Raw genomic sequence first — 18,067 nt, forward strand, 5'->3', positions numbered from 1 at the left:
TCAGTCCAGCGGGACGGCCGCCAGGGTCAGCGGGCCGCCCGCGCTGCCGGTGTTGAGGGTGCCCGCGGGCTCCAGCAGGAGGATGGCGGTCTCCTTGTCGGCGCGGGGGCAGTGCTCGACGCCCTCGGGGACGACGTACAGCTCACCGGGGCCGAGGACGACGTCGCCGTCGCGGAGCTGGATGGTGAGACGGCCGCTGACGACCAGGAACAGCTCGTCGGTGTCCTCGGGGACGGCTGTCGGAACGGCTGCCCAGGCCCGCTGCCCAGGTCGCCGTCAGTGCGTCCTGATCGCCGGGTCGCTCACGCCGGGGCGGCCCGTCTCGACGTGGCCCGCGAAGCGCCGCAGGAACGCGGCGTCGTGGTCGGCGACCACCGTGAGGTCGTACCAGCGCTTGCCCGCGCGGACGTCGACCGAGTGCGTCTCGCGGCGCCCGGCGCGGACCACGTACGTGTGGTGGCGGCCGTCGTAGGAGTTGGTGACCGTGAGCCGGACGTCGCGGCGGCCGGAGTTGCTCATGGTCAGCTCCACCCTTTCGCTCGCGGCGTCGTGACGGGCCGTCACCTCCGCGCCGGATGTGGCGGCCACGCCGCGGAAGGCGCGCAGGAAGCCGTTGGGGCCGTGCACGGTGAGGTCGTAGCCGCCGCCGGTCGCGGCCGTATCCCAGGCGCCGGAGAGCTTCTTGCCCGCCTCGGTGGTGTACGTCCACGGGCCGTCGGCGCGGTCCGCGGCGGTGACGTGGAAGCAGACGCCTGCGGCGACACCGCCGCCGAAGGTGAGGGTGACCAGGCCGGTGGACGGCGTGACGGCCGCGTCGACCAGCGGCGCGTACGGCAGCGGGCGGGTCGGCCGGGCGCCGCGCTCCTGCGTGGGCACGGCCTGGCGGGCGGGCGGCACCGGGACGTAGCTGTCGTGCCGGTCGCCGTCCGGCGGCCGGTAGCCGTCGGTGCCGGGCAGGTGCGGGGGCCGGTCCCGCGTGAGCTTGAAGTCGAAGGCGGAGGTCAGATCGCCGCAGACGGTACGCCGCCAGGGCGAGATGTTGGGCTCGTGCACGCCGAAGCGGCGCTCCATGAAGCGGATGATCGAGGTGTGGTCGAAGACCTCGGAGCAGACGTAGCCGCCGGTGCTCCAGGGCGAGACCACCAGCATGGGGACGCGCTGGCCGAGCCCGTACGCGCCGGCCGCGTAGGTGCCGTTGCCCGGGAAGATCTCACCCCGCGTGCTGACGGTGGAGGCGCCGCCGTCCGCGGTGAGCGGGGCGAAGGGCGGGACGACGTGGTCGAAGTACCCGTCGTTCTCGTCGTAGGTGATGAACAGCGCGGTCCTGCTCCACACCTCGGGGTTGGAGGTGAGCGCGTCCAGGACCTGCGAGATGTACCAGGCGCCGTAGTTCGCGGGCCAGTTGGGGTGCTCCGAGAACGCCTCGGGCGCGGCGATCCAGGAGATCTGCGGCAGCCTGCCCGCCGTGACGTCGGCCTTGAGCACGTCGAAGAAGCCGTCGCCCGCCTTGGCGTCGGTTCCGGTGCGGGCCTTCTCGTAGAGCGCGTCGCCGGGCTTGGCGTTGCGGTAATTGTCGAAGTAGAGCAGGGAGTTGTCCCCGTAGTTGCCGCGGTAGGCGTCCGGGATCCAGCCCCAGGAGTGGTCACCGTCCAGGCCGTCGCCGATGTCCTGGTAGACCTTCCAGGAGATCTTCGCCTTCTCCAGCCGCTCCGGGTACGTCGTCCAGTCGTACCCCGCCTCGGAGTTGTCGAGCACCGGGCCGTTGCCCCTGCCGTCGTTGCCCGTGTATCCCGACCACATGTAGTAGCGGTTGGGGTCGGTGCCGCCGGTGAACGAGCAGTGGTACGCGTCGCAGACGGTGAAGGCGTCGGCGAGCGCGTAGTGGAACGGGATGTCGCCGCGCGTCAGGTGCGCCATCGTGCCGGTGCCCTTGGCGGGGATCCACTGGTCGTACTTGCCGTCGTTGACGGCCGCGTGGCTGCCGATCCACTCGTGGTTGAGGCCCTCGATGAACTGGAGGCCGAGGTCGTCCACGTCCGGGTGGAAGGGCAGCACCTCCTTGTCGCCGTCCGGCTGGTGGAACACCGACTTGCCGTTGGGCAGGGACACCGGGCGCGGGTCGCCGAAGCCGCGGACCCCCTTCATCGCGCCGAAGTAGTGGTCGAAGGACCGGTTCTCCTGCATCAGGACGACGATGTGGTCGATGTCCTTGAGGGTGCCGGTCCTGCGGCTGGCCGGGATCGCGGCGGCGCGGGCGATGCTGCTGGACAGGGCGGTGAAGCCCGCGGTGGCACCGGCTATCTGGAGGAACCGCCGCCGGTTGAGTTCAGACATGGATCCGAGGACCTCTTCGCGGTAGGGGGATGCGCGCAGTGCAGGGTCCTCCCACAGCAGCGACCACAGGCGACCTGCCGGTGTCCGGCGCGTGACAGCGGGCGGTACGCGTCACGAACAGGCCCGGCGCACACGGCCGTTCGCCCGACGGGGGGGCGGGTTCTCGCCGCGCCCGGCGGGTCACAGGATTCCGCCGCGTGTGCGACAGGCGGCGTTCAACTGGCCGTCGCCGACGGGCGGGAGCCTTCGGAGGTTCGTGTCGCGAGACCCCGCACCGCACCAAGGAGCAACGATGGTCGCACAGATGGAGACACCGGGTCCGTCAGGAGACCGCCTCAGCCGCCGTACGGCCGTCGGCCTGCTCGGCACCGCGGGTGTCGGCGCGGTCGCGGCGCCGCTGCTGACCGCGGGCCCCGCGTCCGCCGCCGCGCCGTCCCCGTCCGGCACACCAGCGAGCGCCGCCCCCGCCTTCCACCCCACGCCCGACGCGAGCGGCGCGTCCCCGGTGCAGGGGCTGCACCTCACCTTCGGCAAGGACCCCGGCAGCCAGATGGTGGTGTCCTGGCTGACCGACGGCCCGGTCAAGCGCCCGCGGGTGCGGTACGGCACGATCGGCCACGGTCTGGGGTCGGTCGCCTCGGCGCGGACCCGCTCCTACAGCGACGGCAAGTCCGGCCGGGTCGTGTACGTGCACCACGCCGCGATCGACCGGCTCTCGCCCGGCACCGAGTACCTGTACCTGGTGTCGCACGACGGCGCCGCGCCGGACAGCGGCACTTTCAGGACCGCGCCGCGCGGCCGTCAGCCGCTGACCTTCACCAGCTTCGGCGACCAGTCGGCGCCGCAGGTCACCTGGACCAGCACCGGCGCGGTGGGCCTCGACGCCAACTCCACGCCCGCCACCAAGGACATCGTCACCGGCATCGAGCAGGTCGCGCCGCTGTTCCACCTGCTCAACGGCGACCTGTGCTACGCGAATCTGGACGTCGACCGGGTCCGCACCTGGAACAACTTCTTCACCAACAACAGCCGTTCGGCGCGCTTCCGGCCGTGGATGCCCGCCGCGGGCAACCACGAGATCGAGTCCGCGAACGGCCCGCTCGGCCTCGGCGCGTACCAGACGTACTTCCAGCTCCCGTCGACCGAGAGCGACCGCGAACTGGCCAACCTCTGGTACGCGTTCACCGCCGGTTCGGTGCGGGTGATCGTGCTCCAGAACGACGACAACTGCCTTCAGGACGGCGGCGACGTCTACATCAACGGCTACTCCGGCGGCCGTCAACTCGCCTTCCTGGAGAAGGAGTTGCGGACGGCGCGGGCCGACCGCGACATCGACTGGGTGGTCGTCGCCATGCACCAGGTGATGGTCAGCTCGACGGACGCCAACGGCGCCGACCTGGGCCTGCGCGAGAAGTACGGGCCGCTGTTCGACCGCTACGGCGTCGACCTGGTGGTCTGCGGCCACGAGCACAACTACGAGCGGTCGCTGGCCGTCCGCGGTGTGGTCGGCGGCAGCGAGACGCTGACGCCGAACCCGGTGTCGCACGCCACCGACGACATCGACACCGGTCTCGGCACCGTGCACATGGTGCTCGGCGGCGGCGGGGTCTCGGGCACGACCAACCAGTCGTTCTTCAAGGACGGCACCGGCAAGGTCATCACCGCGGTCTCCTCGACGCCCGGCTCCAACGGCAAGCGGACGGCCACGTACGTGCGGGAGCAGGCGGTCTGGGCGGGCGTGCGCGATGTCGACCACCCCTACGGCTTCGCGGCGTTCACCGTCGATCCGGGCCGTCACGCGGGCGACACCACGCGGATGCACGTCACGTACTACAACGTGAACAAGCCGAACGGCGAGCTGTCGGTCTTCGAGACGTTCACGCTGCACCGCAAGCGGTCGGACGGCGGCCGGCACTGAGGTCGCGCGCTGTTCCCGGGCGGCCGGGCGCGTGCCCGGCCGCCCCGACGATCACTGTTGACCAATAGCAGTCCACTGCATACCTTTGCGGGCACGAGAGAAGGGACGGTGCCCGCAGGTGCCCATCGAAACCGGCTTGGAGACCTCGGCGGTACGCGTAGCGCACCTCGGTTACGGACTCGGCGGCGCACCCGCGGTCGTGGCGGTCCTGCCCGACGGAAGGGCCCCGCGGCGCGTGCAGTTGCTCGGCGCCGACGGCGGCTCGCTGCATGAGCTGGAACCCGGCCCGCTGGAGTCCGTGCCCGGCTGGCACGGCGGTCCCTTCGCCCGGGTGCCGCTGCCCACCGGCCTCGCGCCCGGCCGGTACGCGGTCCGCTTGGTCGACGGCCGCGGCCGTACCTGTGTCTCGGACGACTTCGAGGTGGCCGCCGACCGGCTCCAGCGGCAGACGATGTCCGACGTGCTGGCGTACTTCAAGGCGATGCGCTCCAGCGGCGAGATCGACCGCAAGGACCGGCGCGCCGCGCTGTGGGGCGACGACAGCGGCCGGGAGGTCGACGCGCGCGGCGGCTGGCTCGACGCGAGCGGCGACACCAGCAAATTCCTCAGCCACCTCACGTACACCCGCACCATGAGTCCGCAGCAGATCCCGCTGTGCGCGTGGGCCATGATGGCCGCGCGGGACGCGGTCGCCGAGCGACACCCACTGCTGGTCCGCTCGTTGAGCGCGCGGCTGCGCGACGAGGCGCTGTGGGGCGCCGACTTCCTGGTCCGCTTCCGCTCCCCCGAGGGCTACTTCTACACCGGAATCTTCGACGCGCTCACCAAGCGGCTCGAAGAACGCGTCGTGACGGCGCCGCTCCCGGAGTGCGTGCGCACCGACCGCTACCAGGCCGCGTACCGGCACGGCGGCGGCCTGGCCATCGCGGCCCTCGCCCGCGCCTCGACCCTGGACGACCACGGCGACTTCACCGGACCCGAGTACCTGGCGGCGGCCGTCGAGGGCTTCACGCACCTCGAGGCGCACAACACGGAATACGTCGTCGGCGGGGCCGAGACGGTCCTCGACGACTACACGGCGCTGCTGGCCGCCTGCGAGCTGGTCGCGGCGGGCGGCGGTACGGTCCCGGCCGCGGCGCGGGACGCGGCCCGGCTGCGCGTACGGTCGCTGCTGGCGCGGTACGTACGGCCCGCGCACGGCCCCGGCTGGTTCGGAGCGGACGCCGAGGGGCGGCCGTTCTTCCACGCCGCCGAGGCCGGGCTGCCCGCGCTCGCCCTCGCCCGCTTCGCCGCCGTGCTGCCGGACGCGCCCGAGGCCGGGGCCGCGAGCGCGCTCGCCCTGGAGGCCGTGCTCGACACCGTGGCCAGGACCCGTTCGGTGCCGAATCCCTTCGGCTATCCCCGACAGCGCGTGCAGCCCGCGGGGGGCACACCGCGCGACGCCTTCTTCTTCCCGCACGACAACGAGACCGGCTACTGGTGGCAGGGCGAGAACGCCACCATCGCCTCGCTGGCCGCCGCCGCGAACACCTGCGCCGACCTGCCCGGCACGGCGGAGGCCGACCGCGACCTGCTGCTCGGCTTCGCCGACGACCAGCTCGCCTGGATCACCGGCCGCAACCCCTTCGACGTCTCGATGCTGCACGGCCGCGGCCGTCACAATGTCGACTACGAGTCGGACTTCCCCAACATCCCCGGCGGCATCGTCAACGGCATCACCTCCGGCTGGACCGACGAGGACGACATCGCCTTCCTTCCCGCCGACGCCCCCGAGGACGAGGTCTGGCGCTGGGCCGAGCAGTGGATCCCGCACACCGGCTGGTTCCTGCTGGCGGTGGCGTCGGCCCGCTGAGGAAACGGCCGGGGCGGCGGTGTCCGGACCGGCGCGGCGGCCTCGCGGGAAGCCTCCCGGAACCCCGCGTCAGACCGCCGACGCTCCCGGCCGCTCGGGCGGCGCGTCCGGGAGCGTCACCGTGAAAGAGGTGTCGCCCGGCTCGCTGGTGAGGGTGACCGTGCCGCCGTGGGCCGCGGCGACCGCCGTGACGATGGCCAGGCCCAGACCGGCGCCGTGGCCGGCGGCGGGGTCGGCGCGCCGGTCGTCGGCGCGGTGGTGGTCGGCGCGGGCGAAGCGTTCGAAGACGGTGCGCTGGATGGCGGGCGGGACACCGCCGCCGTTGTCCGCGACGGTGAGGACGGTCGCGGCGCCGTCGTGGCGCAGCCGTACCGTGACGCGGGTCCCCTCGCGGGTGTGCACACGGGCGTTGGTCAGCAGATTCCCGGTGATCTGCTGGAGCCGGGCGGCGTCACCGGTGACGGTGACCGGTTCGGCGGGCAGGTCCAGCAGCCAGCGGTGGCCGGGGCCAGCGGCCCTGGCGTCGTCGACCGCGTCGAGGACGAGGCGCGTCAGGTCGACCGGCTCACGGGCCAGCGGGCGGCCCGCGTCGAGCCGGGCGAGCAGCAGCAGGTCGTCGACCATGCCGCCCATCCGCGCGGACTCCGCCGCGATCCGGTCCAGTGCCCGCGTCACACCGGGCGGCACCGGGCCGGGGTGCCGCTGCGCCAGCTCCGCGTGGCCGCGGATCGCGGCGACCGGGGTGCGCAGTTCGTGGCTGGCGTCGGCGGCGAAGCGCCGCAGCCGTTCCTCGCTGGCGTGCCGGGTGGTCAGCGCGCCCTCGACATGTCCGAGCATGCGGTTGAAGGCCGCGCCGACCTGCCCGACCTCGGTCCCGGGGTCGGTGTCGGGCACCCGGTCGGGCAGCGCCACCTCTCCGCTGTCCAGCGGCAGCGCGGTCACCGAGGCGGCGGTCGCGGCCACCCGGCGCAGCGGTCGCAGCGACCAGCGCACCCAGAAGGCGCCCGCGGCCCCCGCCACGACCAGCGCGCCGCCGAAGACGGCCGCCTCCACCGCGATCAGCCGCGTCTCGGCGTCCTCGATGCCCTGCCGGGGCAGCCCGGTGATCAGGACGTCCCCGTCGTCGCCCGCCACCGCTTTGACCTGGTAGTCGCCGAGCGAGGACAGATCGACCCGGTGGCAGTGGCCGTCGACGGGGACCGCCGCGAGGGCGGTCCGGTCGTCGGGGGTCAGCCGTACCGTGGTGTCCGTGCCCGCGCGGACCACGGCGGCGGCCGTGACCCGGCCTTTGAGCAGCCGCGCACCGAAAGTGCCGCGCGCCTGGCGGCGGGTGTCCACATGGACGTTGTCCGCGTCCGGCTCCCCCGCGCCGTGCGCGTGTTCCAGGCTGGCGGGGAACGCGCCCCCGGCCTCCGAGAGCTGCTGGTCGAGCCGTTCGCCGAGGAAGGACCGCAGTGCGACGACCGCCGCGATGCCCACGGCGGCGCAGCTCAGCGCGAGCAGCACCACGAGGCCGCAGGTGAGCCGGGCGCGCAGCGTGCGCGGTACGAGGACCCGCGACGCGAAAGCGAGCGGCGTGGAGCGACGGCCGGTGCGCGGCGACGGCCGCCTCACCACGGCGGCGCCTTCAGCAGGTAGCCCGCGCCGCGCACCGTGTGGATCATCGGCTCGCGCCCGCTGTCGATCTTGCGGCGCAGGTAGCTGATGTACAGCTCGACCACATGCGCCTGGCCGCCGAAGTCGTACGACCACACGCGGTCGAGGATCTGTGCCTTGCTCAGTACCCGGCGCGGATTGCGCATCAGGTACCGCAGCAGCTCGAACTCGGTCGGGGACAGCTCGACGACCGCCCCGCCGCGCGTCACCTCCCGCGCGTCCTCGTCCATCACGAGATCGCCGACGGTGAGGACGGCCGCGTCGCCGCGCGCCCTGGTCATGCCCGCCCGGCGCAGCAGTCCGCGCAGCCTGGCCAGCAGTTCCTCCAGGCTGAACGGCTTGGTGACGTAGTCGTCGCCGCCCGCCGTGATACCCGCGATCCGGTCCTCGACGGAGTCGCGCGCGGTGAGGAACAGCACGCACACCTCGGGCTGGCTCGCGCGGAGTTGGCGCAGTACGGACAGGCCGTCGCCGTCGGGAAGCATCACGTCGAGCACGACCGCGTCGGGACGGAAGGCCCGCGCCTCGGCGACCGCGGAGGCGACGTCACCGGCGGTGCGCACCTGCCAGCCCTCGTAGGCGAGGACACCGGACAGCACTTCGGCGAGGTCGGGTTCGTCGTCCACGACGAGGACCCGGACCGGAGAGCCGTCCGGGTGGGCGAGGGGGTGCGGTGCCGCGCTGTCTGTGATGTCCATGGTCCTTCCAGCATCGCCCGGCGGGCGGTCGCGCGGCGAGGGCGGGCGCCTCTGCGTTCCCTGTGAGTCCTGTGGGTCGTGGGAGTCCTGTCGCCGATCGGTGAGCGAGCCGCCCGCGCGGCGCCGTCACCACGGGTCCCGCGGGCCGCCGTGAAGGCGGTGGGCGAGCACAGTACGGCGCTGGCCGGGCTGCGGCCCGGCACCCGCATCTGGGCCGAGGGACCGTACGGCGCGCTGACCGCGGAGCGCAGGACCCGGCAGAAGGTGCTGCTGCTCGCGGGCGGGGTCGGGGTGACCCCATTGCGGGCGCTGTTCGAGTCGCTGCCCGCGGGGCCCGGCGACCTGACGCTGGTCTACCGGGCGCGCACCGAGGCCGATCTGGCGCTGCGCGGCGAACTGGAGCGGATCGCCGCCGTGCGCGGCGCCCGTCTGCACTTCGCGGTCAACGCGCCCGACGGCCGGCGGCCCGTCCTCAGCGCGGACACCCTGCGCGCCACGCTGCCGGACATCGCGCGGCACGACGTGTTCCTGTGCGGGCCGCCCGGAATGGCGCGGGCGTCGTACGAGGCGCTGCGCGCGGCGGGTGTCCCGGCCCGCCACATCCATCACGAGTCCTTCGAACTGTGAGCCATGCCGTGAGCCGTGCCGTGAGCCGTGCCGTGAGCCAGATGGTGAACCGAGGTGAGAGCCGTCCATGAGCGCCTTTCCCGCCCGCCCTTTGCGGCGCGTCCTGTTGAGCACCCTGGCCACCGTCGCCGGTGTGGTGGTGCTGCTGACCCTCAAGCCGCACACGACGGCCAGCGCGGGTGACGTGGCCGCGGGCTCCGCGGCCCCCGCACCGGCGCCGTCCGCGACGTCGGGGACGTCCGGCTCCTCCAACGGCCCGTCCAGCGGCTCGTCCAGCGGTTCCTCCAACGGCTCGTCCAACGGCTCGTCCTCGAAGGGGACTTCGGGCACCAGGACGGTCGACGGCGACACCGCGCAGACCCGCTACGGTCCCGTCCAGCTCCGGCTCACCCTCACCGGCGGCAAGATCACCGCGGTGAAGGCCGTTCAGTTGCCGAACGACAATCCCAGGGACGGTGAGATCTCCGGTTTCGCGATCCCGCAGCTCACCCAGGAGACGCTGGCCGCGCAGAGCGCGAAGATCGACACCGTGTCCGGGGCGACGTACACCAGCGAGGGGTATGTGCGGTCGCTCCAGAGCGCGTTGGACAAGGCGGGGGGCTGACCGTGTCCGACACGCGGGCCCGGCCGCGCCGGGTGGAACACACGATGGGCACGGTCTTCTCCTTCGACGTGCGGGGCGGCGGCGACCGCGTGGCGGCGGCGCTGCACGCGGCGGCGGCCTGGCTGCACCACGTCGACGAGGTCTTCTCCACCTACCGCCCCGACAGCCAGATCAGCCGGCTCGCCGCCGGCACACTCACGATGTCGGCCTGCTCCCCCGACGTGCGGGAGGTGCTGGCGCTGTGCGAGACGGCCGGACGGCTCAGTCACGGCTGGTTCAGTACCGGGTACGCGGGCGGCTTCGACCCGACCGGGCTGGTGAAGGGGTGGGCGGTGGAGCGGGCCGTCGCCATGCTGGCCTCCGCGGGCGCCGACGCGGTGTGCCTCAACGGCGGGGGCGACGTACAGGTGTACGGCGGCCCCTGGCGGATCGGTGTCGCCGACCCGCTGCGGCCGGGCGCGCTGGTCCGCGTGGTGCACACCGACGGCGAACTGGCCGTCGCCACCTCGGGTCCCGCCGAGCGCGGCTGCCACATCCTGGACCCCTTCACCCATCAGCCGCCCGCCCCCGCGCTCGCCTCCCTCACCGTGGTCTGCCGCGGCCTGACCGACGCGGACGCCCGCGCCACCGCCGGCTACGCGATGGGTCCCGCCCGCGCCCGCCGCTGGCTCGAATCCCTCCCCGACACCGAGGGCTTCGCGGTCGCGGCGGACGGCGCCACATGGCAGACCGCCGGTTACGGCGTGACCACCGCCGCCCACACACCCTGAACCCCCGCTGTGTGGGCCGCGCCCATGCCCGGCCGCCGGATCGGCCCCTATCCTGCTCGGGCCGTACGGGACGGCGCGAGCGGATCGCGGGAGCGCGCATGCGGGAATTCGAGGATGTCGGCGTCGAGGTGCCGGGCGGACGGCTGGCGGTACGGCGCTGGCCGGGCCCCGCGGGCGGCCCTGTGGTGCTGGCGCTGCACGGGATCGCCAGCAACGGCCTGGCCTGGGCGCAGGTCGCCGAAGCGCTCGACGGGGTCGAGATCCTGGCGCCCGACCTGCGCGGGCGCGGGCTCAGCCGGGAGGTGGCGGGCGCCTGTTCGATGGCCCGGCACGCCGACGACATGCTCGCGGTGCTCGACCGCTTCGGCGTCGAACGGGCGGTGCTGGCCGGGCACTCCATGGGCGGCTACGCGGCGTGCGTCGCCGCGCGCCGCGATCCGGGCCGCTACTGCGAACTCGTGCTGGTCGACGGCGGCTTGGGCTTCCCCGTACCCGCGGGCGTGGACATCGACGCGGTGCTGCACGCCGTGGTCGGACCCGCGATGCGCAAGCTGGAGATGGAGTTCGCCGACCGGGCCGCTTACCACGCCTTCTGGGCGGAGCACCCGGCGTTCAGCACGCTCGGCGGGCCGCTGCTCGCCGCGTATCTCGACCGCGATCTCACCGGCGAGGCACCGCACTTGAGGTCGGCGTGCCGGGCGGACGCGATCCGGGAGGACGCGGCGGACGAGCTGCGCAACCCGGACGTCTTCGCCGCGATCCACGAAATCACCGTCCCCACGCGGCTGTTGTGGGCCGAGCGGGGGCTGTCGGACGAGCCGACCGGGCTGTACGCGCCCGAGGTGATCGCGGCGAGCGGCCTGGTGGCGGAGGGGATCGCCCTGCACTTCGTCCCGGGCGTCAACCACTACTCGGTGCTGCTCGGCGGGCCCGGCGCCCGCCTGGTGGCCGGGCACCTGACGGACGCGGTACGGCGCACGGCGGCCGCGGCCCGGAGCTGATCCTCCGGGCCGCGGCCCGTACGGCGCGGGGCGGTCAGCCCCGCGCCACCGCGTCCGGCACCAGCAGGTCCGCCCCGGTCGCCGCCCGTACCTCCTCCACGCCGACGCCGGGGGCCAGTTCGGCCAGCCGCAGTCCCTCGGGGGTGACGTCGAGGACCGCGAGGTCGGTGATCACGCGGTGCACGACGCGGCGGCCGGTGGCGGGCAGGGTCAGTTCCCCGACGATCTTCGGGGAGCCGTCCTTGGCGGTGTGTTCCATGACCACCACGATCCGGCGGGCGCCGTGCACGAGGTCCATGGCCCCGCCCATGCCCTTGACCATCTTGCCGGGGATCATCCAGTTCGCCAGGTCACCGCGGGCGGAGACCTGCATGGCGCCGAGCACGGACACGTCGATCCGGCCGGAGCGCACCATGCCGAAGGAGGCGGCGGAGTCGAAGTACGCGGCGCCGGGTGCCACGGTGACCGTCTCCTTGCCCGCGTTGATCAGGTCGGGGTGCTCGTCGCCGTCGTACGGGTAGGGGCCGACGCCCAGGACGCCGTTCTCCGAGTGCAGCACCACCTGGGTCCCGGCGGGCAGGTGGCCAGGGACGAGCGTGGGCAGGCCGATGCCGAGGTTCACGTACTGGCCGTCGCGCAGTTCGCGGGCGGCGCGGGCGGCGAGTCGGTCGCGGTCGAGTGGCACGGTCAGTTCTCCCGGTCGGAGGTGGCGTGGGCGGTACGGACGGTGCGTCGCTCGACGCGTTTGTCGGTCGGATCGGCGGCCACGACGCGGTCGACGTACACACCGGGCAGGTGGACGGCGTCCGGCGGCAACTCGCCCGGTTCCACGATGCGTTCGGCCTCCACCAGGGTGATCCGGCCGGCCATCGCGCACAGCGGGTTGAAGTTGCGGGCGGCGGCGTGGAAGGCGCAGTTGCCGTGCCGGTCGGCGACGGCCGCCCGGACCAGCGCGAAGTCGGCGGTGATGGCCTCCTCCAGCAGATGGCGTACGCCGCCGAAGTCCCGTACCTCCTTGGGCGGCGAGGCGACCGCGACCGTGCCGTCCGCCGCGTACCGCCAGGGCAGGCCGCCCTCCTCGACCTGGGTGCCGGCGCCCGCCGGGGTGTAGAAGGCCGGGATGCCGCAGCCGCCCGCGCGCAGCCGTTCCGCGAGGGTGCCCTGCGGGGTGAGTTCCACCTCCAGCTCGCCCGTCAGATAGCGCCGGGCGAACTCCTTGTTCTCGCCGACGTACGAGGAGGTGGCCCGCGAGATCCGGCCGAGTCCGAGCAGCAGGCCGAGCCCCCAGTCGTCCACTCCGCAGTTGTTGGAGACGACCCGCAGATCCGTCGGACCCGCCGCGGCGAGCGCCGCGATCAGCGCCGACGGGATGCCGCACAGGCCGAATCCGCCGACGGCGAGTGTCGCGCCGTCCGGGATGTCCGCCACCGCGCGGGCGGCCGAGGCCACCACCTTGTCCATGCGTCCGCCTTCCCCGCAGGGGTCATCGAGGGTGTGTCGAGCGTGAGTTGAGGGTGCGTCGGGCCGCCGTGCCGGGCGTGACCGGCCCCTGGCGCCCGCCCTGTCACCTTTGCGACGGCGCAGCGGCGCCGCCATGGTCCCTGTCGACATGGCTCGCGGGGAAGGAGCGTGTGCCGCCCACATGTCCGGTTCGGCGGGGCGCTTCTACGGTTTGCGCAACAATCCACCTCCCCGGGAGCCGGTCGCCATGCGTCGCAGCACATCGAGCACCAACAGATCGAGCCGAGCGAGCCGTTCGAGCGATCCGGCCGCGTCCCGTCGGCCGCGCCCGACGAACGGGCCGGGCGCCTTCCGTACGCGGACCGTACCGGCGCTGGCCGTGCTGACCGCGGGTGTGCTGCTCGCCGGATGCAGCGCCGCGGGGACGGCGGGCAGCGCCAAGTCCTCCGACGGCACGAGCGACTCGGCGGTCAAGGTGGGCCTGGTCTACTCGCGCAGCGGGCCGCTGGCCGCCTACGGCAAGCAGTATCTGGACGGCTTCAACGCCGGTCTGGCGTACGCCACTCACGGCAAGGGCACGGCGGGCGGCCACCGGATCGAGGTGGTCGAGCAGGACGACGCGGGCGACCCCGCGAAGGCCGTCGCCGCGGCCAAGACCCTGATCGGCAAGGGCACGCACATCATCGCGGGCACCACCGACTCGGGCGTGGCGCTCCAACTGGCCCCGCTGGCCGCCCAGAACAAGGTGCTGTACATCGCGGGACCCGCCGCCACCGACGCGTTGACCGGCGTGAACGCGTACACCTTCCGCTCCGGCAGGCAGTCGTACCAGGACATCCTCACCGCCGGGTCGCTGCTGGGCGACTCCAAGGGCAAGAGGGTCACCGTGCTGACCCAGAACTCCGCCTTCGGGCAGGCGAATGTCACCGCCGTGAAGGAGGTGCTGGGCGGGCAGGGCGCGACCGTGGACTCGGTGCTGGCGCCGCCGAGCGCGGGCGATCTGACGCCGTTCGCGCAGCAGGTCAAGTCGAAGAAACCGGATCTGGTCTTCGTCGCCTGGGCCGGGGCCAGCGCGCCCGCGCTGTGGACGGCGCTCGACCAGCAGGGCGTGGTGACCTCGACCAAGGTCGTGACGGGCCTGGCGGGCACCGCCTCGTACCCGCTGTTCGGCGCGGCCGGGTCCAAGATCTCCTTCCTCGCGCACTACTTCCCCGGCGCCGCGCACAACGCGGTGGAGACGGCGATGCTCGACGGCATCACCAAGGCGGGCGGCACGCCCGACCTGTTCAGCCCGGACGGCTTCACCGCCGCGCAGATGATCGTGCACGCGGTGGAGGCGGGCGGCGCGGACAGCCCGACCGCGATGGCGAAGGCGCTGGAGGGCTGGTCGTTCGAAGGCCCCAAGGGCGACGAGCAGATCAGGGCGGTGGACCACGCGCTGCTCCAGCCGATGTTCACGGCGAAGCTGAACGGCACGGGCGCCGCCGCGAAGCCGGAGCTGATCAGCAGGCTGCCCAAGGACGCGGTGAACCCGCCCTCGAAGCAGATGGCGGGCTGACCGGTGACGAGCACGGCCCCGGTACTCCGGCTGCGTGACGTGGGCTGGTCGGTCGGCGGCGCGACCATCGTGGACGAGGTGTCCTTCGAGGTGCGCGAGGGCGAGTTCCTGGCCTTCATCGGTCCCAACGGCGCGGGAAAGACGTCCCTGTTCAACCTGATCAGCGGTCTCGTACCGGCCAGTCGCGGGTCCATCGGGCTCGACGGCGCGGACATCACCGCAGAGAGCGTCCCGGCCAGGGCGCGGCGCGGGCTGGGGCGGACGTTCCAGACGTCCAGTCTGTGGCCCGGCATGACGGTCGCCGACCATGTGCGGCTGGCCGCCCAGGCGGCGGGCGGCGGCTCGTACCGGATCTGGCGGCGCGCCGCGGGATACGCGCGGCAGGTCGGGCAGGTGCTGGAGCGCACGGGGCTCGGGCACCGCGCCGAGGCGCTGTCGAGCGCGCTGTCGCACGGCGAGAAACGGAAGCTGGAGCTGGCGGTGCTGCTGGTCGGCGAGCCGCGCGTGATGCTGCTCGACGAGCCGATGGCCGGGGTCAGCGCCGAGGAGGTGCCGGCCCTGACCGCGCTGATCCGCTCGCTGCACCGCGACGAGGGCCGCACGGTCCTGATGGTCGAGCACCACATGGACGTGCTGCTCGGCCTGGCCGACCGGCTCGCGGTGATGCACCACGGCACCCTGCTCGCGCTCGACACCCCGCAGGCCGTCACGGCCGACGCCACCGTGCAGCGGGCCTATCTCGGGGAGGCGCTGTGACCGTCGAACCCCTGTTGGCCGTACGGGACTTGAAGGTCGTCATCGGCGGCCGTCACATCCTGCACGGCGTGGACCTCGATGTCGCCGCGAGCGGGGTGACCGCGCTGCTCGGCCGCAACGGCGCGGGCAAGACCACGACGGTGCGCGGCGTGCTGGGCCTGGTGCCGCGCAGCGGCAGCGTGCGCTTCGCCGGTCAGGAGACGGTACGGCTCGCCACGCACGCCCTGGTGCGGCGAGGGATCGGCTACGCGCCGGAGGACCGCGGGGTCTTCGCGGCACTGACCGTCGCGGAGAATCTGCGGCTGGCCGAGCGGCGCGGCGCGGGCGAGCCCGCCTACGCGCTGGTGCACGAACTGTTCCCCGAGCTGCGGCAGCGGGCGGCGCAGCGCGCGGGAACGCTGTCCGGCGGGCAGCAGCAGATGGTCGCGATCGGCCGCACCCTGCTCAACGGCAACCGGCTGATCATCGCCGACGAGCCCACCAAGGGCCTGGCGCCGAAGGTCGTCACCGAGGTGGCGCGGGTGCTGGAGCGGGCCGCGCAGGCGGTGCCGGTGCTGCTGGTCGAGCAGAATCTGGCGATGGTACGGCGGCTCGCCGAGCACTGCGTGGTGCTGGCGGACGGCAGGACCGCGCACCGCGGCCCCGCCGCCGACCTGCTCGCCGATCCCGAGGCGACCCGCAGGCTGCTGGGCGTCGGACGCAAGGGCGCGGACGCGCACGTGAGAGAGGCAGAGGCCGTGTCATCCGATCCCGCCAGGGAATCCGCCACCGACGCCGCCGGGACGCACGTCCAGGCCGCGGCCGGGTCGTACCCACCGCCGTCCGCGGCACGGGAGGCGGGCGCCTGATGTCGACCGTCGTGCTGCTCACGGCCACCGGTCTCGGCCTCGGCGCCCTGTACTTCCTGGTGGCCTCCGGCCTCTCCCTGATCTTCGGCCTGATGGACGTGCTGAACTTCGCGCACGGCGCGCTGCTGTCCATCGGCGCGTACGGCACCTGGTGGGCCGCCTCCGGGCATCTGCCGGGCGCGGGCTCCGGCGGATTCGGCTTCGTCCTCGCCGTCGCCTTCGGCACCGCTGTGGGCACCGTCGCCGCGATGGTGCTCGAACTCGCCCTGATCCGCCCGTTGTACGAACGGCCGCGCGAGCAGGTCCTCGCCACCGTCGGGGTGGGGCTCGCGGTGCCCGCGCTGCTGTCGGCGATCTGGGGCGCCGACGCGCGCACCTTCCCCGGACCCGCGGCCCTGTCCGGCACCTTCGGGCTGTTCGGCGCGCGCGTCCCCGTCAACCGGCTGGTGCTGGTCGGCGCCGCGGTGCTCGTCCTGCTGGCGCTGCGGCTGTTCCTCGGCCGCGCCCGGCACGGCCTCGTCGTCAGGGCCGGGGTCGAGGACCGGGCGATGGTCACCGCGCTCGGCATCGACGTCCGGCGCGCCTTCACCCTGGTCTTCGCGATCGGCGGGGCCGCGGCGGCGCTCGGCGGCGCGCTGGGCGGCCTGTACTACGGCTCGGTGGACCCGGGCCAGGGCACCTCGCTGCTGATCTTCGCCTTCGTCGTGGTCGTCATGGGCGGCATGGGGTCGGTGTCGGGCGCCGCGCTCGCGGCCGTCGGCGTGGGCCTCGTCCAGCAGTTCGCCAACTACTACACCGCGTCGGGGCTCGGCGATCTCGCGGTCGTCGTCCTGCTCGCGGCGCTGCTGCTGCTCCGGCCGCACGGCGCCACCGGGAGGCTCGCATGACCACCGCAACCCCGACCCGCGAGGAGCCGCGCGTCCAGGCGGCGCCCGCGCCGGCCGGACAACTGCGCCGGGTCACCCGCTGGTGGCCCGCCGCCGCCCTGGCCGCGCTGCTCGCGGCCCCGTACAGCTCGCTGCCGCTGCCGGGCCTGCTCGACGGGCCGATCGGCAGCGCGGGCAGCCTTCAACTCCTCGCCCTGTGCCTGGTGTTCGGCGCGCTCGCGACCGGATACGACCTGCTGCTCGGCCGTACGGGCCTGCTCTCGTTCGGCCACGCGCTGTACTTTGCCGCGGGCTCGTACGCCACCGACGTCATCATGATCGAGGCCGGGCTGCCGTTCGCCGCCGCCGCCGTGCTGGGGCTGCTCTTCGGGATCGCGCTGGCCGCGCTGCTGGGCTCGGTGTCGCTGCGGGTGACCGGGATCGCCTTCTCGATGGTCACACTCGCCTTCGCGCAGGCCGGTTCGATCCTGGTGGAGCGCGACCCGGGCGGGGTGACCGGCGGCGAGGAGGGCCGGGCGGTGCCCGCGGACAGGCTGCCCGCGTCACTCGTCGGCATCGAGCACACCGTCAATCTCTACTGGATCGCGCTCGCCTACCTCGTGGTGACTGTCGCCGTCGTGCACTGGGCGGTCCGCTCCCCCACCGGGCGGGTCTGGGAGGGCATCAAGGAGAACGAGCGCCGGGTGGAGGTGCTGGGCCTGCGGCCGTACGGTTTCAAGCTGACGGCCTTCGTGCTGGCGGGCGCGCTGGCCGCGGTCGGCGGCATCGTCCATCTGCTGCTGACCGGCGGCGCCACCCCGCAGACCACCACCTCCGACTTCACCTTGTCGCTGCTGGTGATGGTCGTCCTCGGCGGCTCCGGCTCGCGCTGGGGCCCGCTGATCGGCGGGGTCCTCTACACCTGGGCCGACCACCGGCTCGGCGACCTCGCGGGCTCCGGCTCGGTCGCCGGTCTGCCCTCGGTCCTGCGGGTCCCGCTCTCCCAGCCCCTGTTCCTGCTCGGCACGTTGTTCGTCGTGGTCGTCTACGTGCTGCCCGGCGGCGTGGCCCGCCTGCCGCAACGGCTGCGCGCGGCGGCGCGGAAGAGGAGCTGACCG

General features: G+C 73.6%; 16 protein-coding genes and 1 pseudogene. 11 read left to right on the top strand and 6 right to left on the bottom strand.

Annotated elements, in window-relative coordinates; genetic code table 11:
* Complete coding sequence (locus ACIO6U_RS25340; protein ID WP_401722750.1) at window positions 1-213, bottom strand: cupin domain-containing protein; 213 nt, start codon at window positions 211-213, stop codon at window positions 1-3.
* A 63-nt stretch (window positions 214-276) separates the two neighbouring features.
* On the bottom strand, window positions 277-2,334 hold the full coding sequence (locus tag ACIO6U_RS25345; RefSeq protein WP_401722509.1) for a phosphocholine-specific phospholipase C: 2,058 nt from the start codon (window positions 2,332-2,334) through the stop codon (window positions 277-279).
* A 292-nt stretch (window positions 2,335-2,626) separates the two neighbouring features.
* Between ACIO6U_RS25345 and ACIO6U_RS25350 the strand changes: the two genes are divergently transcribed.
* The gene (locus tag ACIO6U_RS25350; RefSeq protein WP_391162137.1) at window positions 2,627-4,252 is read left to right on the top strand and encodes a fibronectin type III domain-containing protein; all 1,626 of its coding nucleotides are present in this window, start codon (window positions 2,627-2,629) and stop codon (window positions 4,250-4,252) included.
* A 118-nt stretch (window positions 4,253-4,370) separates the two neighbouring features.
* Window positions 4,371-6,104 carry a glycoside hydrolase family 9 protein gene (locus ACIO6U_RS25355; protein ID WP_401722512.1) on the top strand — a complete coding sequence of 578 codons (1,734 nt, stop codon included), beginning with the start codon at window positions 4,371-4,373 and terminating at the stop codon, window positions 6,102-6,104.
* Window positions 6,105-6,173: 69 nt separating this feature from the next.
* Here the strand turns inward: ACIO6U_RS25355 and ACIO6U_RS25360 are convergent, their stop codons facing one another.
* Window positions 6,174-7,613, bottom strand: a complete 1,440-nt coding sequence (locus ACIO6U_RS25360; RefSeq protein WP_401722753.1) for a sensor histidine kinase — start codon at window positions 7,611-7,613, stop codon at window positions 6,174-6,176.
* A gap of 101 nt (window positions 7,614-7,714) precedes the next feature.
* Complete coding sequence (locus tag ACIO6U_RS25365; RefSeq protein WP_391045547.1) at window positions 7,715-8,458, bottom strand: response regulator; 744 nt, start codon at window positions 8,456-8,458, stop codon at window positions 7,715-7,717.
* A gap of 117 nt (window positions 8,459-8,575) precedes the next feature.
* Here ACIO6U_RS25365 and ACIO6U_RS25370 point away from each other — a divergent pair.
* The 4 genes and pseudogenes from ACIO6U_RS25370 to ACIO6U_RS25385 all read left to right on the top strand — a co-directional run.
* Window positions 8,576-9,085, top strand: a pseudogene (locus tag ACIO6U_RS25370) (ferric reductase); the annotation flags it as partial.
* Window positions 9,086-9,152: 67 nt separating this feature from the next.
* Window positions 9,153-9,689, top strand: a complete 537-nt coding sequence (locus tag ACIO6U_RS25375) for an FMN-binding protein (protein ID WP_401722515.1) — start codon at window positions 9,153-9,155, stop codon at window positions 9,687-9,689.
* A gap of 44 nt (window positions 9,690-9,733) precedes the next feature.
* Window positions 9,734-10,459, top strand: a complete 726-nt coding sequence (locus ACIO6U_RS25380) for an FAD:protein FMN transferase (protein WP_401722755.1) — start codon at window positions 9,734-9,736, stop codon at window positions 10,457-10,459.
* Between the two features lie 98 nt (window positions 10,460-10,557).
* The gene (locus ACIO6U_RS25385; protein ID WP_401722518.1) at window positions 10,558-11,460 is read left to right on the top strand and encodes an alpha/beta fold hydrolase; all 903 of its coding nucleotides are present in this window, start codon (window positions 10,558-10,560) and stop codon (window positions 11,458-11,460) included.
* A 34-nt stretch (window positions 11,461-11,494) separates the two neighbouring features.
* On the opposite strand, the gene ACIO6U_RS25390 is transcribed toward ACIO6U_RS25385, so the two are convergent.
* Together ACIO6U_RS25390 and ACIO6U_RS25395 are read right to left on the bottom strand one after the other, a co-directional pair.
* Window positions 11,495-12,145 carry a 3-oxoacid CoA-transferase subunit B gene (locus tag ACIO6U_RS25390; RefSeq protein ID WP_355345986.1) on the bottom strand — a complete coding sequence of 217 codons (651 nt, stop codon included), beginning with the start codon at window positions 12,143-12,145 and terminating at the stop codon, window positions 11,495-11,497.
* A gap of 2 nt (window positions 12,146-12,147) precedes the next feature.
* Window positions 12,148-12,921: a 3-oxoacid CoA-transferase subunit A gene (locus ACIO6U_RS25395; protein WP_391045555.1), complete on the bottom strand. Its 774-nt coding sequence runs from the start codon at window positions 12,919-12,921 to the stop codon at window positions 12,148-12,150.
* 247 nt (window positions 12,922-13,168) lie between these two features.
* Here ACIO6U_RS25395 and ACIO6U_RS25400 point away from each other — a divergent pair, with 247 nt between their 5' ends.
* The 5 genes from ACIO6U_RS25400 to ACIO6U_RS25420 are packed head-to-tail and all read left to right on the top strand — an operon-like array spanning window position 13,169 to window position 18,064.
* Window positions 13,169-14,479 (top strand): substrate-binding domain-containing protein, encoded by a 1,311-nt coding sequence (locus tag ACIO6U_RS25400; RefSeq protein ID WP_401722522.1) that lies wholly within the window; start codon window positions 13,169-13,171, stop codon window positions 14,477-14,479.
* Between the two features lie 3 nt (window positions 14,480-14,482).
* A complete protein-coding gene (locus ACIO6U_RS25405; RefSeq protein ID WP_391162146.1) occupies window positions 14,483-15,235 on the top strand; it encodes an ATP-binding cassette domain-containing protein in 753 nt (250 codons plus the stop codon).
* A complete protein-coding gene (locus ACIO6U_RS25410) occupies window positions 15,232-16,083 on the top strand; it encodes an ATP-binding cassette domain-containing protein (RefSeq protein WP_391045563.1) in 852 nt (283 codons plus the stop codon). The genes ACIO6U_RS25405 and ACIO6U_RS25410 overlap by 4 nt, the downstream gene beginning before the upstream one ends.
* On the top strand, window positions 16,083-16,970 hold the full coding sequence (locus tag ACIO6U_RS25415) for a branched-chain amino acid ABC transporter permease (protein WP_401722527.1): 888 nt from the start codon (window positions 16,083-16,085) through the stop codon (window positions 16,968-16,970). Before ACIO6U_RS25410 ends, ACIO6U_RS25415 begins: the two co-directional genes overlap by 1 nt.
* Complete coding sequence (locus ACIO6U_RS25420) at window positions 16,967-18,064, top strand: branched-chain amino acid ABC transporter permease (protein ID WP_401722530.1); 1,098 nt, start codon at window positions 16,967-16,969, stop codon at window positions 18,062-18,064. Before ACIO6U_RS25415 ends, ACIO6U_RS25420 begins: the two co-directional genes overlap by 4 nt.
* Window positions 18,065-18,067 lie beyond the last annotated feature (3 nt).

This window comes from Streptomyces sp. NPDC087422 (assembly GCF_044744145.1).
Classification (GTDB): Bacteria; Actinomycetota; Actinomycetes; order Streptomycetales; family Streptomycetaceae; genus Actinacidiphila.

Coding starts and splice junctions, on each gene's coding strand:
- ACIO6U_RS25345 (WP_401722509.1), bottom strand. CDS start 2,334: ATGTCTGAACTCAACCGGCGGCGGTTCCTCCAGATAGCCGGTGCCACC.
- ACIO6U_RS25350 (WP_391162137.1), top strand. CDS start 2,627: ATGGTCGCACAGATGGAGACACCGGGTCCGTCAGGAGACCGCCTCAGC.
- ACIO6U_RS25365 (WP_391045547.1), bottom strand. CDS start 8,458: ATGGACATCACAGACAGCGCGGCACCGCACCCCCTCGCCCACCCGGAC.
- ACIO6U_RS25375 (WP_401722515.1), top strand. CDS start 9,153: ATGAGCGCCTTTCCCGCCCGCCCTTTGCGGCGCGTCCTGTTGAGCACC.
- ACIO6U_RS25380 (WP_401722755.1), top strand. CDS start 9,734: ATGGGCACGGTCTTCTCCTTCGACGTGCGGGGCGGCGGCGACCGCGTG.
- ACIO6U_RS25385 (WP_401722518.1), top strand. CDS start 10,558: ATGCGGGAATTCGAGGATGTCGGCGTCGAGGTGCCGGGCGGACGGCTG.
- ACIO6U_RS25395 (WP_391045555.1), bottom strand. CDS start 12,921: ATGGACAAGGTGGTGGCCTCGGCCGCCCGCGCGGTGGCGGACATCCCG.
- ACIO6U_RS25400 (WP_401722522.1), top strand. CDS start 13,169: ATGCGTCGCAGCACATCGAGCACCAACAGATCGAGCCGAGCGAGCCGT.
- ACIO6U_RS25415 (WP_401722527.1), top strand. CDS start 16,083: ATGTCGACCGTCGTGCTGCTCACGGCCACCGGTCTCGGCCTCGGCGCC.
- ACIO6U_RS25420 (WP_401722530.1), top strand. CDS start 16,967: ATGACCACCGCAACCCCGACCCGCGAGGAGCCGCGCGTCCAGGCGGCG.